This window comes from Phascolarctobacterium succinatutens CAG:287 (assembly GCF_000434895.1).
GTDB lineage: Bacteria > Bacillota > Negativicutes > Acidaminococcales > Acidaminococcaceae > Phascolarctobacterium_A > Phascolarctobacterium_A succinatutens_A.
This window is the reverse complement of record NZ_FR892753.1, coordinates 14680-28572: the sequence shown is the minus strand read 5'-3', so window position 1 is coordinate 28572 and position 13893 is coordinate 14680. Positions and strand designations below refer to the sequence as shown.

General features: G+C 49.3%; 15 protein-coding genes and 1 other annotated feature. Of the genes, 1 reads left to right on the top strand and 14 read right to left on the bottom strand.

What is annotated here, in order from left to right; all coding sequences use genetic code 11:
- Positions 1–94 precede the first annotated feature (94 nt).
- The 12 genes from BN587_RS01090 to recG all read right to left on the bottom strand — a co-directional run bounded on the left by BN587_RS01090 (position 95) and on the right by recG (position 12489).
- Complete coding sequence (locus BN587_RS01090; RefSeq protein ID WP_021719320.1) at positions 95–880, bottom strand: TrmH family RNA methyltransferase; 786 nt, start codon at positions 878–880, stop codon at positions 95–97.
- 70 nt (positions 881–950) lie between these two features.
- Positions 951–1877, bottom strand: coding sequence for an AEC family transporter (locus BN587_RS01085; protein ID WP_021719319.1), 927 nt, complete (start codon positions 1875–1877; stop codon positions 951–953).
- A 101-nt stretch (positions 1878–1978) separates the two neighbouring features.
- Entirely contained in the window at positions 1979–2332 is a 354-nt protein-coding gene (gene rplT, locus BN587_RS01080) for a 50S ribosomal protein L20 (protein ID WP_021719318.1), read from the bottom strand.
- A 28-nt stretch (positions 2333–2360) separates the two neighbouring features.
- Entirely contained in the window at positions 2361–2558 is a 198-nt protein-coding gene (gene rpmI, locus BN587_RS01075) for a 50S ribosomal protein L35 (protein WP_009145115.1), read from the bottom strand.
- 17 nt (positions 2559–2575) lie between these two features.
- On the bottom strand, positions 2576–3079 hold the full coding sequence (gene infC / locus BN587_RS01070; RefSeq protein ID WP_009145116.1) for a translation initiation factor IF-3: 504 nt from the start codon (positions 3077–3079) through the stop codon (positions 2576–2578).
- Positions 3080–3162: 83 nt separating this feature from the next.
- Positions 3163–3270, bottom strand: a sequence feature (ribosomal protein L20 leader region).
- Between the two features lie 49 nt (positions 3271–3319).
- Complete coding sequence (dnaJ, locus tag BN587_RS01065; protein WP_021719317.1) at positions 3320–4471, bottom strand: molecular chaperone DnaJ; 1152 nt, start codon at positions 4469–4471, stop codon at positions 3320–3322.
- 254 nt (positions 4472–4725) lie between these two features.
- Entirely contained in the window at positions 4726–6576 is a 1851-nt protein-coding gene (gene dnaK, locus BN587_RS01060; RefSeq protein ID WP_021719316.1) for a molecular chaperone DnaK, read from the bottom strand.
- Between the two features lie 107 nt (positions 6577–6683).
- Positions 6684–7271: a nucleotide exchange factor GrpE gene (grpE, locus tag BN587_RS01055; protein ID WP_230197139.1), complete on the bottom strand. Its 588-nt coding sequence runs from the start codon at positions 7269–7271 to the stop codon at positions 6684–6686.
- An 18-nt stretch (positions 7272–7289) separates the two neighbouring features.
- Entirely contained in the window at positions 7290–8324 is a 1035-nt protein-coding gene (gene hrcA, locus BN587_RS01050; RefSeq protein ID WP_021719315.1) for a heat-inducible transcriptional repressor HrcA, read from the bottom strand.
- Between the two features lie 107 nt (positions 8325–8431).
- Positions 8432–9628, bottom strand: coding sequence for a radical SAM family heme chaperone HemW (hemW, locus tag BN587_RS01045; RefSeq protein WP_021719314.1), 1197 nt, complete (start codon positions 9626–9628; stop codon positions 8432–8434).
- 86 nt (positions 9629–9714) lie between these two features.
- Complete coding sequence (locus BN587_RS01040; RefSeq protein WP_021719313.1) at positions 9715–10413, bottom strand: TVP38/TMEM64 family protein; 699 nt, start codon at positions 10411–10413, stop codon at positions 9715–9717.
- A 15-nt stretch (positions 10414–10428) separates the two neighbouring features.
- Entirely contained in the window at positions 10429–12489 is a 2061-nt protein-coding gene (gene recG, locus BN587_RS01035; protein ID WP_021719312.1) for an ATP-dependent DNA helicase RecG, read from the bottom strand.
- Positions 12490–12609: 120 nt separating this feature from the next.
- Between recG and rpmB the strand changes: the two genes are divergently transcribed.
- Complete coding sequence (gene rpmB, locus BN587_RS01030; protein ID WP_021719311.1) at positions 12610–12801, top strand: 50S ribosomal protein L28; 192 nt, start codon at positions 12610–12612, stop codon at positions 12799–12801.
- A gap of 59 nt (positions 12802–12860) precedes the next feature.
- Here the strand turns inward: rpmB and BN587_RS01025 are convergent, their stop codons facing one another.
- Both BN587_RS01025 and folK read right to left on the bottom strand, forming a co-directional pair.
- The gene (locus BN587_RS01025; RefSeq protein WP_009145124.1) at positions 12861–13262 is read right to left on the bottom strand and encodes a zinc ribbon domain-containing protein; all 402 of its coding nucleotides are present in this window, start codon (positions 13260–13262) and stop codon (positions 12861–12863) included.
- Between the two features lie 81 nt (positions 13263–13343).
- Positions 13344–13802 carry a 2-amino-4-hydroxy-6-hydroxymethyldihydropteridine diphosphokinase gene (gene folK / locus BN587_RS01020; RefSeq protein WP_021719310.1) on the bottom strand — a complete coding sequence of 153 codons (459 nt, stop codon included), beginning with the start codon at positions 13800–13802 and terminating at the stop codon, positions 13344–13346.
- Positions 13803–13893 lie beyond the last annotated feature (91 nt).

Here is a 13893-nt window from a genome sequence, read left to right as displayed (position 1 = left end):
AGTCTGCTCCCTTTAACCACTCGGGAACCCATCCATAGGCAACATAGATATTATATTACAGCGAGATACTTTTGTCAAGCAAAAACTTCAAAATTTATTTGAGTCTTTGACGCAGCGCCTCAAACATCACAATGCCGGCCGCCATAGCAACATTCAGCGATTCCGCACGTCCCTGCATCGGAATAAAGACGCGCTTGTCGGCTGCCGCCAGCAAAGCATCGCTCACGCCGTTAGCCTCATTGCCCATAACAAAGGCCAGGCGTCCCTGTAAATCCGCCTTGTACAAATTATCCGCACCGTCCAGGCAGGTAACCAGCAGCTCATATCCTGCCTTACGTGCTGCCTGCACCAACAGCTCCTCGCTCAAACCGCTCAGCACCGGCAGGTGGAACAGCGAGCCCATGGAAGCACGCACTGTTTTCGGCGCATAAATATCAGCGCAGCCCTGCAGCAGCAGAAGGCCGCCAACACCTGCGGCATCCGCTGTACGCAGCATGGTGCCGATATTTCCCGGGTCCGTAACGCGGTCCAGAACCAGCAGCATTTTGCCGGATGCCAGAAAATCATCCAGACGCTTGCTGCGCATTTCACATACGGCAATAATTCCCTGCGGCGTTTCGGTATCGGCAATTTTTTTCAGCACCTTGTCGCTCACGCAGATGAGCTTAATCTGCTTGGCAGCAGCCTGCTCCAGCACAGCGCGGGTACGGTCATCCTCAATCGCAGTATAAAAAATGCTCTGCACGGCGCCGTAACGCACTGCCTCCTCCACAGTACGCAGGCCTTCCGCCAAGAACAGGCCCTGCTGCTGACGATATTTTTTCTGCTTCAGCTCTGCTGCAGCCTTCACCATTGGGTTTTGCAATCCGGTAAGTTCCATCTGATTTCTCCTCTATACGTAGTCACATTACTTTTCTACTATTATACTAATATATTTAAGCCAACGTCAATCAGCCGTTTATTATAATGAAAAAAGCTGTAAAAAGAACGACGCTGGTAATAATCGTCAATGAATTGAACAGGCTGGCCAGCTGTACATTAGCTCCCAGCTTCTCCACAAAAATCGGGCCGATAATCGTGCAGGGTGCCATAAACGCCAGCGCAATTACGTAGTTTATCTCCTGCTTGAAAGGCGCCAGATAAATAAAAGCAGTGGCGCACAAGAGCGATATTGCATAACGCACGCTGAACAGCTCCTTGACATAGCCCATTGCCTTCTTATCCAGCTTGATTTCAAACATCATACCAATCATCAGCATACTTAAAAACGGGTTGCCTGTGCCCACAATCTCCGTAAACGTATACACACTCTTGGGGAAGTGGAACCCTGCCAGCGACAGCACCAGCATACTGATATAAACAACAAACGGCACCGAATGCAGCAGCTTTTGCACAATATTCTTCATGCTGAATTTGTCCTTGCGTCCGTCCGCATAGCCGATGCAGGAGGCAGTCAACGCATAGGTCATACCGGTACACATAATGGAATTGCCCACGTCGAACATACACAGGCCGACTACGGCAAAGGGCGTTAAAAAGGCCTGCGCAAACGGCAGCGTAAAGCAGCCTATATTATAGCCTGCAAGGCTGAAGATATAGAAAATCTTGGTAGCCGGAGTATCACCGCGCGTCAGCATCAGAGATACAAAAAGCATCATTAGATTGCCGAATAAGCCTAAAAAGACGGCAGCGATTAGCGAATAATCCATCTCAAAATGTGCAAAGCTGTTGATTACGGCACAGGGCAACGTAATATTCAAAACAATTTTGCTTACGACCTGATAATCGGTCGATGAAAAAAAGCCGCGACGTTTGCAGATATAGCCTATAAGTATGATGAGCACAAAGGCCAGGGCTTTACTTAAAACTACTAACATAAAACTAAACCCCTCACAAATTACAAAAAAACCTGCTCCCGTGCGCACACAGGAGCAGGCTCAGACCAGCGCCTACGCACCAGTCAGTATTTACTTTTCTCTTACAGAGCAGCTTTAGCAGCTTCTACCAGCTTAGCGAAAGCAGCAGAGTCATAGATAGCCATGTCAGCCATAACTTTGCGGTTCATTTCGATGCCAGCTTTGGTCAGGCCGCAGATGAAACGGCTGTAGCTCAGGCCGTTAGCACGGGTAGCAGCGTTGATACGAGCGATCCACAGACGACGGTACTCGCGTTTTTTAGCGCGACGGTCACGACGAGCATAGGACAGAGCTTTCATTACCAGCTCGTTAGCTTTTTTGAATTGTTTGCTGCGGGAACCATAGTAACCTTTAGCCAGTTTCAGAATGTGTTTATGACGACGATGAGCGGTTACGCCCACTTTAACTCTTGCCATTGTTAGTATCCTCCTTTAAATCTCTTAATTATGCGTACGGGAGCATTTTTGCTACATGCTCTTTGTCAGTCTTGTGCACCAGAGCAGCTTTGCGCAGGTTTCTCTTACGTGCAGGAGATTTATGTTCGAGAATGTGGCTCTTGAAGTTTTTAAAATGTTTGAATTCACCAGAAGCGGTTTTTTTGAAGCGCTTTGCAGCAGCTCTACGGGTTTTCATTTTCGGCATTGTGATTTCCTCCTCTATTATTTAGCAGGTTTTGGCGCAACAATCATAATCATGTTTTTGCCTTCTAATTTTGGAACTCTTTCTACGACGGCAATTTCTTTCAACTGCTGTGCCATGCGATTCAGCAGCACCTCGCCAAGCTCAGGATGAGACAGTTCGCGACCGCGGAACATGATGGTAACTTTTACCTTATCGCCATCTTCCAGGAAACGTACTGCATTCTTATACTTAACATTGAAGTCGTGGTCCTCGATACCGGGACGCAGCTTAACTTCTTTAATGTCGAAGGTCTTTTGTTTCTTACGAGCTTCTTTTTCGCGTTTTTGCTGCTCGTAACGATACTTGCCATAATCCATAATCCGGCACACAGGCGGTTTTGCTGTCGGAGCAATTTCGACTAAGTCCAGATGATTTTCTAATGCAAGCTTCAGAGCGTCACGGCTGGACATAATGCCAAGCTGTTCGCCCCCATTGGCAATAACACGCACTTCACGCGCACGAATTTCTTCGTTAATACGCAAGCTTTCCTTACTTATAACAATTCACCTCCATGAACCTCAGATAAGCAATTACTGCTTATAAAATCTGTAACATATCAGATATAAGCAAAACAAAAAAGCGGGCAGAACAAATTCCACCCGCATGAATATCATATCCAACCCTGTCGAGCGTTTGCCGCAAGGTGAGAAGCGAGTGGCTTCTGCTTTGTTACTAGAATATGATAACACATAGCCCGATAAGTGTCAAGCTATTTACAGTTTTTATTTAAAAAGATTTTTGATTTTATTGAAGAAGCTCTTTTCCTCGGGGCTGATATTATCCTTGCTGATTTCTCCGAAGCTGCGCAGTGCTTCCTTCTGCTTTTCGTTCAGCTTAGTCGGCACAACTACCTTAATGCGAACCAGCTGATCGCCGCGCTGACCACCGCGCAGGCTAGGAATACCCTTCCCCTTCAGGCGCAGCACCTTACCGGGCTGAGTGCCTTCGGGAACCTTCACGGTTACCTGACCATCCAGCGTAGGAACCTTGATCTCAGCGCCCAGGGTTGCCTGTACGATATTGACAGGTACCTCGCACAGAACAGTAGTGCCGTCACGTTCAAAGAACTTGTGTGGCTTCACGTACAGATATACGTAAAGATCACCGCTCTGACCGCCCTTAGCACCGGCCTCGCCCTCGCCGCTTACGCGCAGACGGGAGCCGTTATCTACACCTGCAGGGATTTTTACCTTCAGGCGTTTATTCTTCTTCACAGTACCCTTGCCGCGGCATTCCTTGCAGGGGTTGGAAATAATCTTGCCTTCGCCGTGGCACTTGGAGCACGGACGCTCATTTACCATCTGACCGAACATGGTGTTCTGGGTGAAGCGTACATAGCCGGAGCCGTGACATTCAGGACAGGTTTCAACCTTGGAGCCGGGCTCTGCACCGTCACCGTGGCAATGGTCGCAGGTTTCGTCGCGATACAGGTTGATTTCCTTCTCTACGCCGAAAGCTGCCTCTTCAAAGGTAATTTCCATATCAAAGCGCAAATCCGCACCGCGCTGCGGACCCGCTTCACGGCCGCCGCGACCGCGTCCCTGGCCGCCGAAGAACATATCGAAAATATCCTCCATGCCTCCGCCTCCAAAGCCACCGAAGCCGCCGCCGAACGGATTGCCGCCGGCGCCGCCGGCTGTCTGCGCCTGTTCGAAGGCATCAGGGCCAAGCTGGTCATACTGCTGGCGCTTCTGCTCATCGGAAAGGACGCTGTAAGCCTCGTTAGCTTCCTTGAATTTGTTCATGGCTTCTTCGTTGCCCTTATTGCGGTCAGGATGATATTTCAGGGCCAGTTTACGGAATGCTTTTTTTATTTCGTCCTGGGAAGCGGTTTTGCTTACTCCCAGTACCTCATAATAATCTCTCTTAGCCAAAACAGGCGCCTCCTAAAACTTTTCTAACGAATATTATTTAAGCATATAATGCCCAGATGCATGATGGCGGTTGCCACAGCAGCTGGGCACTAATATTATATTACTTTTTTACGTCTGCATCAACAGCACAGATGGTGCTTTTCACCCAACCCGAAGGCTGGTGAGAAGGTATCAGATGCTAGGCAAAACGACGACGGCGTACTTTTAGTACGTCGAGGAGTTTCAACAACGCATACAGTGCTTTATAGACAGGATTATTTCTTGTCGTCGTCAACAACTTCCGCATCTACAACATCATCGTCAGCTTTTTTAGCACCTTGAGCACCTGCAGCGCCTTGTGCGCCTGCAGCACCCTCTTGTGCCTGAGTTTCTTTGTAAAGCTCAGCGCTCAGCTCGTACAGCGGTTTAGTCAGAGCTTCGGTATCAGCTTTAATCTTGTCAAGGTCGTCACCCTTCATGGTTTCTTTCAGGGTGTCAACTGCAACTTTAACTTTAGCGATTAATTCATCCTTGCCTTTGCCTTCCATGTCTTTCATGGTCTTTTCAGCCTGATAGCACATGTTGTCGGCCTGGTTGCGAACTTCTACGCCTTCCTTACGTTTCTTATCAGCTTCAGCGTTAGCTTCTGCTTCTTTAACCATTCTGTCTACTTCGTCCTTATCAAGGGTGCCGGAGGAGGTAATGGTGATTTTTTGTTCTTTGCCGGTGCCAAGGTCTTTAGCGCTTACGTTAACGATACCGTTAGCATCGATGTCGAAGGAAACTTCGATTTTAGGAATTCCACGCGGTGCAGCCGGGATACCGGACAGCTCGAAGCGGCCCAGAGTTTTGTTGTCTGCAGCCATTTCACGTTCACCTTGCAGAACATGGATATCAACGGAAGGCTGGTTATCTGCAGCGGTAGAGAATACCTGTTTCTTAGAGGTCGGGATGGTTGTGTTACGGTCGATAATCTTGGTGAATACACCGCCGAGGGTTTCAATACCCAGAGACAACGGAGTTACATCCAGCAGCAGTACGTTGCCGGTACCTTCTTCACCGGAGAGAACGCCGGCCTGGATAGCAGCACCTACTGCAACGCATTCATCCGGGTTAACTCCTTTGTAAGGCTCTTTGCCCATGAATGCTTTGATAGCAGCCTGTACAGCCGGGATACGGGAAGAACCGCCGACCAGGATTACTTTGCTGATATCGCTTGTGGAAAGACCTGCATCGCTCATAGCCTGACGAACAGGGCCCATGGTGCGTTCAACCAGATCTGCAGTCATAGATTCGAATTTAGCACGGGTCAGGTCCATATCCAGATGTTTCGGGCCGTCAGCACCTGCAGTGATGAACGGCAGGTTGATGTTGGTGCTCATAACGCCGGACAATTCGATTTTAGCTTTTTCAGCAGCCTCACGCAGACGCTGCATAGCCATACGGTCGGTAGAAAGGTCAATGCCTTCGGCTTTCTTGAATTCGTCAACCATCCAGTCCATGATTTTCTTATCGAAGTCATCGCCGCCCAGATGAGTATCACCGTTGGTTGCTTTTACTTCGAATACGCCGTCGCCGACATCCAGAATAGATACATCGAAGGTGCCGCCGCCGAGGTCGTATACCATGATGGTATGGTCGTCGGTTTTATCAATGCCGTATGCCAGAGAAGCAGCGGTAGGCTCGTTGACGATACGCAGAACCTCAAGGCCTGCAATCTTGCCTGCGTCTTTAGTAGCCTGACGTTGGCTGTCATTGAAGTATGCCGGAACAGTGATAACTGCCTGGGATACGGTTTCGCCCAGATAAGCTTCTGCATCAGCTTTCAGTTTTTGCAGAATCATTGCGGAAATTTCTTCCGGGGAATATTTTTTGTCGTCGATAGTTACTCTGTAAGAGCCTTCGCCCATGTGACGTTTGATGGAGCTGATGGTTCTGTCAGGGTTGGAAACTGCCTGACGTTTTGCCAGCTGGCCAACCAGACGCTCGCCGTTTTTAGCAAAGCCTACAACAGACGGGGTTAAGCGGCTGCCTTCCTGGTTAGTGATGACGGTAGGTTCGCCGCCTTCCATAACTGCAACAACACTATTAGTAGTACCTAAGTCAATACCAATTACTTTAGCCATGATTTTTATCCTCCTGATTATTATCCTTCGGTGATGCGGCAGCTGCCGCATTTTTACCGAATCGATGTGATATATTTTTTAAATTTATTGTGAAGAGCACGCCAGCTTTATTCGTTGGTGTTTACTCTTACCTTACTGTGACGGATAACCTTGTCACCCAGCTTATAGCCTTTTTCGAAAACCATATCTACGATTTCATCATCCAGCTCCGGATTATGACCGCGCATTACGGCTTCGTGGATGTTCGGGTCAAACTTGGCATTTTGAGCTTCGATTTCTTCTACCTTCAGATCCTTGAAGGCATCTTCGAACTGACGGCGGATTTTTTTCATACCGTCGACAACTGCATCCACATTATCGCCCTTTTCGACGCTTGCTTCAGCACGCTCAAAATTATCTAAAACCTTTAAGAACTTGCCAACCACATTTGCTGTTACAAAGGTGGAAAGCTGTTCCTTTTCTATATTGGTGCGACGGCGGAAGTTTTCAAAATCGGCCTGCAATCTCAACAAACGATTTTGCAGCTCTTCGATTTTAGCATCCTTCGGGTCAACCTCAGGCTCAGCGGCTTCCTCCGCATTTTTTGCATCTTCAGCTTTTTCAGCTTCTGCAGCTTCCGCAGTTTCCTGTTCGGCAGCCTTCGCTTCCGCAGCCTCCTGCTCAGCCTGTTTTTCTTTCATTTCATTATCCTGCAAGGCTCTTCCTCCTTAGTTTTATTTATTGTCGGGCTTTTGCTCGAACATCGTTTTCAAATACTTATGCAGGTAATCCATTACGGTAATTACCTTGCCGTATTCCATACGCGTCGGGCCAAGAACTGCCATCGTACCGACTATCTGACCGTTAAGACGGTATGTTGCCTGTACCATGCTGCAATCCTGAATGCCGGTGAATTTGTTTTCACTGCCAATCGTGATCTTCAGTCCGCTGTCCTCGCCTGCCTTCAGCAAATCGCGTACTACGCGCTCCTCCTCCAGGATACCCAGAAGATTCTTCACACGCTCCACGTCGCGGAATTCCGGTTGGTTCAGCAGCTGCTTGGTACCACCCAGGAAAACCTTTTGCTGCTGGTATTTCTGACGCATCTGGCGGATGGACTGTACCAGCGATGTGAACAGCAGCTTATCATCTGCTATATTGGTATGCACCGCCTGCAGCAGGTCCTCGGTAATATTCGCCAACGCTCTGCCCTCCAGCAGTCTGCTGACGCGTCCTGCCATGTAGTCCAGCTCCTCCGGCCGCATTCCCAAAGGAATTTCTACCACGCAGTTGGCCACATTGCCGTCATCTGTTACAATGCACAGGATGGCATGGTGCTCATCCAGAGGTAAAAACTTCATATAACGGAAGCACGCACCGGCATCACGGTTAGCCAGCACCATTGAAACATTCTTCGTCATCCGGGAAAGGATTTTCGCCGTTGACTGGAAGATTTCATCAATGCTTCTGCGTCTTTCGCTGAACCAGCCGTTAATCAGCGCTCTGTCATTATCTGTCAGAGTACCCGGCTCAACAAGCGAATCAACATAAAGACGATAAGCCTGAGCCGACGGTACACGTCCGGCCGAGGTGTGCGGCTGCTCCAGATAACCCAGGAGCTCCAGGTCACTCATCTCGTTACGGATGGTCGCAGGACTGAGGCCCAAATCATACTTGCGGGCAATCGTCCTTGAACCTACAGGCTCAGCAGTTGAAATATAATCCTCAATTATGAGCTGGAGAATTTTTTTCTTTCTTTCGTTTAACATATTCCCACCTCATTTTGATTGTTAGCACTCTATCATTAGGAGTGCTAACATCTTGATACTAGAATAGCACTAGCCTACTTTATTGTCAACACCTTTTTTATTTATTTTTAAGTTATCACAAAAACTTCAAATATTTGATTGCCGACCTCCATACCACGCTCCGTAAGACGCAGTCTTTGCGTGCTTGCATCATACGCAATAAGCTTTTGTTCAAACAGCGGCGCCAGCTCGGAGGCAAAGCGCTGCAGCACATCCACGTCAAAGCGCTCGCGTGCCTCCGCCAGGCTCGCACCTTCGCTGCGGCGCAGTCCCATAAACATGAACTCCTCCAAAAGCTCTGCGCAAGATAATTCTTCTACATTATATAATGCACTGTCGCGCAAATCATTACCGCCGAAGCTTTGCAGCTGCCCGATATATTCCTTGACCGTACTCAGCCCGGTGCGCCGTTTTTGCCCATTAAAGCTGCAGGCGGCAGCGCCGAAGGCCACGTAGGGATGATACTCCCAATAAACCGTATTGTGCCGCGAATACTGTCCGTTTTTGGCATAGTTGGAAATTTCGTAGCGCTCAAAGCTACGCTCGCGCAAAAAGCTCTGCACCAGCTCATACATATCCGCCGCAGTATCCTCGTCAGGCAAAGTTATTCTGCCCTTATCCACAAGGCTTGCGAGCGGCGTGCCCTCCTCCACAATCAGGCCGTAAACAGAAATATGCTCTATGCCCGTATCGGTCAGACGCTCCAGCGTATCCTGCAGGCTTGTAAGCGTCTGCGACGGCAGGCCGTAAATCAAATCCGCACTGATGCGTGCGAAGCCTGCTTTGCGTGCCAATGCCAACGCCTCCAGTGCCTGCTGTGCGTTGTGAATGCGTCCTATTGCCCGCAGCTCGTCATCCTGCAGCGACTGTACGCCGAAGCTGATGCGGTCAAAGCCAAGCTGACGCAGCGTCTGCAGCTTGGCCAAATCCGCCGTGCCGGGGTTCACCTCAATCGTTGCCTCGCAGGGCTGCTGCCAAAAGCCGTACTGCTTCAATGCGTTCGCCAGCTTAGCAATACATTCCGTAGGCAGCACGCTCGGCGTACCGCCGCCAAAGTAAATGCTGGCGTTCGCCGCCATATTTGCCGCCTCAGGCGCACGCAGAGCAATTTCTTTGCACACAGCATCGGTATAGTCACGCTTTGCCTGCTCGCCAAAGCCGGCATAAGAAGCAAAATCACAGTACAGGCATTTCTGTACGCAAAACGGTATATGCAGATAAAGTGCCTGATATTGCTGCCATGGCTGCACTTGTTTATTTTCCATAAGTGTTATTTCCTTTCACTATCTGTATCTCCATCTGTAAAAAACGCCGCCACAGAAATTACTGCAGCGACGCACTAAAGCAAATTTTATTTTCCCTTTTTATAGAACCATTTTTTATACGCAAAAAAGACAGCGCCCACAACCAAGATCAAAATCGTTAATCTTTGGCTGTGCTCCTGAAAATTAACTACATCATGACCGATGACAACCTCCAACGCCGTAGAAGGAAATTTGCCGATAAGGTTGGCAATAATGTAATCACGCGCACTCATGCTGCTCACAGCACCCACCGCCGTCAAAATGCCTGATGGGAAATACGGCAGCGCCCTGGCGAAGGCCATCCACTCCAAACCGTGCTTGCTGCTTGCTGCATCAATGGATTTCAGCGAGTTGCTTTTTTCAATCAGCTTCTGCGCCGTATCACGGAAGAAAAAGCGCATCAGGTAAAAGCTGATAACCACACCGGTTGTTTCTGCCAGCCAGGAAATAGAAATACCAAGCGGCAGACCGAAAATCAGACCGTTGGCTGTAGAAAGAAAAATCGACGGGAAAACACTGCCCGCATTAATCAGCACATCCAGTACAAAACTGATTAAAATCGCCCATGGTCCAAAGGAGCGCAGATATTCCACCAGGCCGTTGACATTGCCGCTGATTGCCAGCGTAAAGGTTTTGTTAAAGAAATCATCGGCAAAAAAGTGAATACCCAAAAACAAGGCCACCAGCAAAACTGCCGCCGTCACCTTAGCACAAACATCAGGATTTTTTAACCAGTCTTTTTTCATGTATTTATACCCTCTTTAAGTATTGAAAATCATATTAAAGCGTTCGCCAAACTGCATTTCCACCAGACGACGGATTTCCGCCCAATCCTCCGGCGTACGCAGCTGCGCCTGCGCCAGTTGGCGAACCTGCGCAATTACGTCAACATCTCGCATTATATCAGCAATTCGCAAATCTGGCAAGCCATGCTGCTTTAGGCCAAAGAGCTGGCCTGCACCGCGCTGCTCCATATCCTTTTCCGCCAGATAAAAGCCGTCCTCGCTCTCATGCAGTACGTTCAGACGCGCCAGTGCCTCCGGCGAATCGGCGGCCGTCAGCAGCACGCAGTAGGACTGCTCGCTGCCGCGACCTACACGTCCGCGCAGCTGGTGCAGCTGCGCCAAGCCAAAGCGCTCCGCATTTTCAATCACCATCAGCGTAGCATTGGGCACGTTCACGCCAACCTCGATAACCGTAGTGCTCACCAGCACCTTCAGCTCGCCTGCCGCAAAGCTGCTCATAATGGCATCCTTCTCCGCACCCTTCAGCCTGCCATGCAGCAGAGCGCAGGGAATATCCTGCAGAAAATCACGCTTCAGCTCCTCGTATACTCTTTCTGCGCTATGCATAGCCAGAACATCCGATTCCTCAATCAGCGGGCAGACAACATAAGCCTGCCTTCCTGCCTGCACCTGACGGACCAGGCCTGCATACACCTCGCGTCGGCGCTCATCCGTATAACACAGCGTCCGCACCGGCTTGCGCTGCGGCGGACGTCCCTTCATTACGGAAATATCCAAATCGCCGTAAACAGTAAGCGCTAAAGTACGCGGAATCGGCGTTGCCGTCATTACCAGTACATCGGGAGCATTCTCCGATTTATTGGACAGGCGTGCACGCTGCTCTACGCCGAAGCGGTGCTGCTCATCCGTCACCGTCAGCGACAGATTGGCAAAGCGCACATCCTCCTCCAACAAAGCATGCGTACCCACAACCACGTCAACAAGCCCCAGCTCCAGATTCAGCAGCAGCTCGCGCCTTGCCTTGGCACGCATACCGCCCGTCAGTAAAGCAATACGCACACCGTATGGCTGCAGATATTGCTCCAGCGTTTCAAAATGCTGCGCCGCCAAAATTTCCGTCGGCACCATAATGCAGCCCTGATAACCGTTTTCCACCGCCTTAGCCAACGCCAGAGCGCTGATAACCGTCTTGCCGCTGCCTACATCGCCCTGCAGAATGCGGTGCATAGGCTTCTTATCCTGCATATCCAGCGAAATTTCGTGCCATGCCTGCTGCTGTGCCGCCGTCAGCTCAAAGGGCAGTCCCTGCATTACGTCTTTAACAAGCGCACCGTCTGCAGCGTGCTTAATACCCTCTCTGTAGTCATGGCTCTGCTGACGATAATACAGCAAGCCGCACTGCAGCAAAAACAGCTCCTCAAAGACGAAACGCTGCTTTGCACGCCGCAACGCCTCCCAGCTTTCCGGAAAGTGAATATTTTTCAGCGCCGTATAGCGGTCGGGCAAATTGTATTGGCTGACAACCTTCGCCGGTAAGCTTTCCGGCAAATCCTCTGCAGCCAGGCGCAGCGCCTCGCTCACCCAGGTACGCAGGTTCTTCTGCGTCAGGTTACCGCTCAAAGCATACACCGGTACAATGCCCGGCGTTTTGCCCTCGTCCTGTTCCAAGGTCTGTACGTCAACCTCACTGACGGACTTCGTAGTACGCCCATGCCTTACGCGGCCTGTAATCTGCAGCATTGTATCCGGCTTCAGCTTCTGCGCCTTATAGCGCTGCCCGCCGAAAAAGTACAGCGTAGCATAGCCTGTTTCGTCACGCACCGTCACGGAAGTATAACTGCGACGGCTGGCACCGTAGCCGTTTTTCACCTGATAAACCGTCGCTTTGAAAATCTGCTTGCTGTTGTCTACATCAAGCTCCTTAATAGTTTTGAGCTTGGCATAATCAAGATAAGCACCCTGACGCGGGTAAAATTCCAGCAAATCACCCACGCTGAAAATATTAAGAGCAGCCAGCTCAGCTGCCTTTTTTACACCTACACCTTTTAGTGTTGTTACAGGTTCTTTCCACCACATTTATAAAAATACCCTCTTTATCTTAAAATTCCCTTGATTTTCTGCGCTCTTTATGGTATGATACTCATGTTAAATTTGAATGTGCCTTATGTCTTATCACGTTTAAGGAGGTGGGAAACAATGGCATCTATCTGCGAAATCTGCGGTAAAGGAAAACTCGCTGGCAACAACGTCAGCCACTCCAATAGACACACCAAACGTGCTTGGAACCCGAATATTCAACAAGTAAGAGCAGTTGTTGAAGGTTCTGTTAAACGCTTGAACGTTTGCACCCGTTGCCTGCGTTCCGGTAAAGTTAACCGCGCAATCTAATCCGTTCGGATTTAAAAAGAAGCCAAATACCAATCGGTATTTGGTTTCTTTTTTTGTGCTTATTTTACTTTGCAGCCGCACTCGGGGCAGAACTTAACCAAAGAGCTGATTTTTGCGGAACAGTTCGGGCACAAAATAAAGGCACGGTATTCCGTGAGCTTCTTTTCGAACAGCTCATAGAACTGGTTAACCTCTTTGTCCTCGCGCTTCCAGTTATAAATCTGCAGACGCTCCTTAGTGGAGTCCATGATAACCTGTACTGTTTCTTCATCCAAAGACTGCATAGCCAACTGCATAATTTTTTTCTTGTTATGGAAGTGCAGCTGATGTGCAGCATCATCCTGCTCATCAATAGTTACACCCATCTCATTGACGCACAGCAAGGCAATATTCCAGGCTACGTCAATATCAACTTCATAAAGACGGTTATCAAAGCAACCGCCGGCACCATCTATTCTCATAGCTACCTCCTGCCAGATGTTTTTCCTTAATTATAGCACAAGCGCATATTTGCTGTAAAACAAATCGCTCGTATCGCAGCATTATTTGTTCAGCTCCGCCGCCATTTCACGCACAGTTTTATGCAACAGCGGATGTACCAGCTCCGGTGCAATATCCAAAAGCGGCAGCAGCACAAAATCCCTGTTCTGCATATCGGGATGCGGCAGCGTAAGCTCCGGTGTCTGCATCACGACATTTTCGTAAAGCAGCAAATCCAGATCAATATTGCGCTCACCCCAATGACGCAGGCGCACACGCCCCATCGCCAGCTCCGTTGCCAAAAGTGTACGCAAAAGCGCCACCGGCTCCAGATTAGTGTGCACCCTGCACACAGCATTCAAAAACTGCGGCTGGTCCGTCACACCATAAGGCTCCGTAGCAAAATAGCCCGAAACCTGCAGTACCTCCACGCCCTGCTGCATCAGCAGCATCAGCGCGCGCTGTAAATTCTTTTTCTTATCGCCTAGGTTACTGCCTAAGGCAACATATGCAATAGCCATCTCAGACTCCTATTCTTTTGATGTGATGATGGTAGACGCAGCAATTATTCTGTCGCAGCGAAAGCATAAAAATTTTAGGTAATGAGTGCCT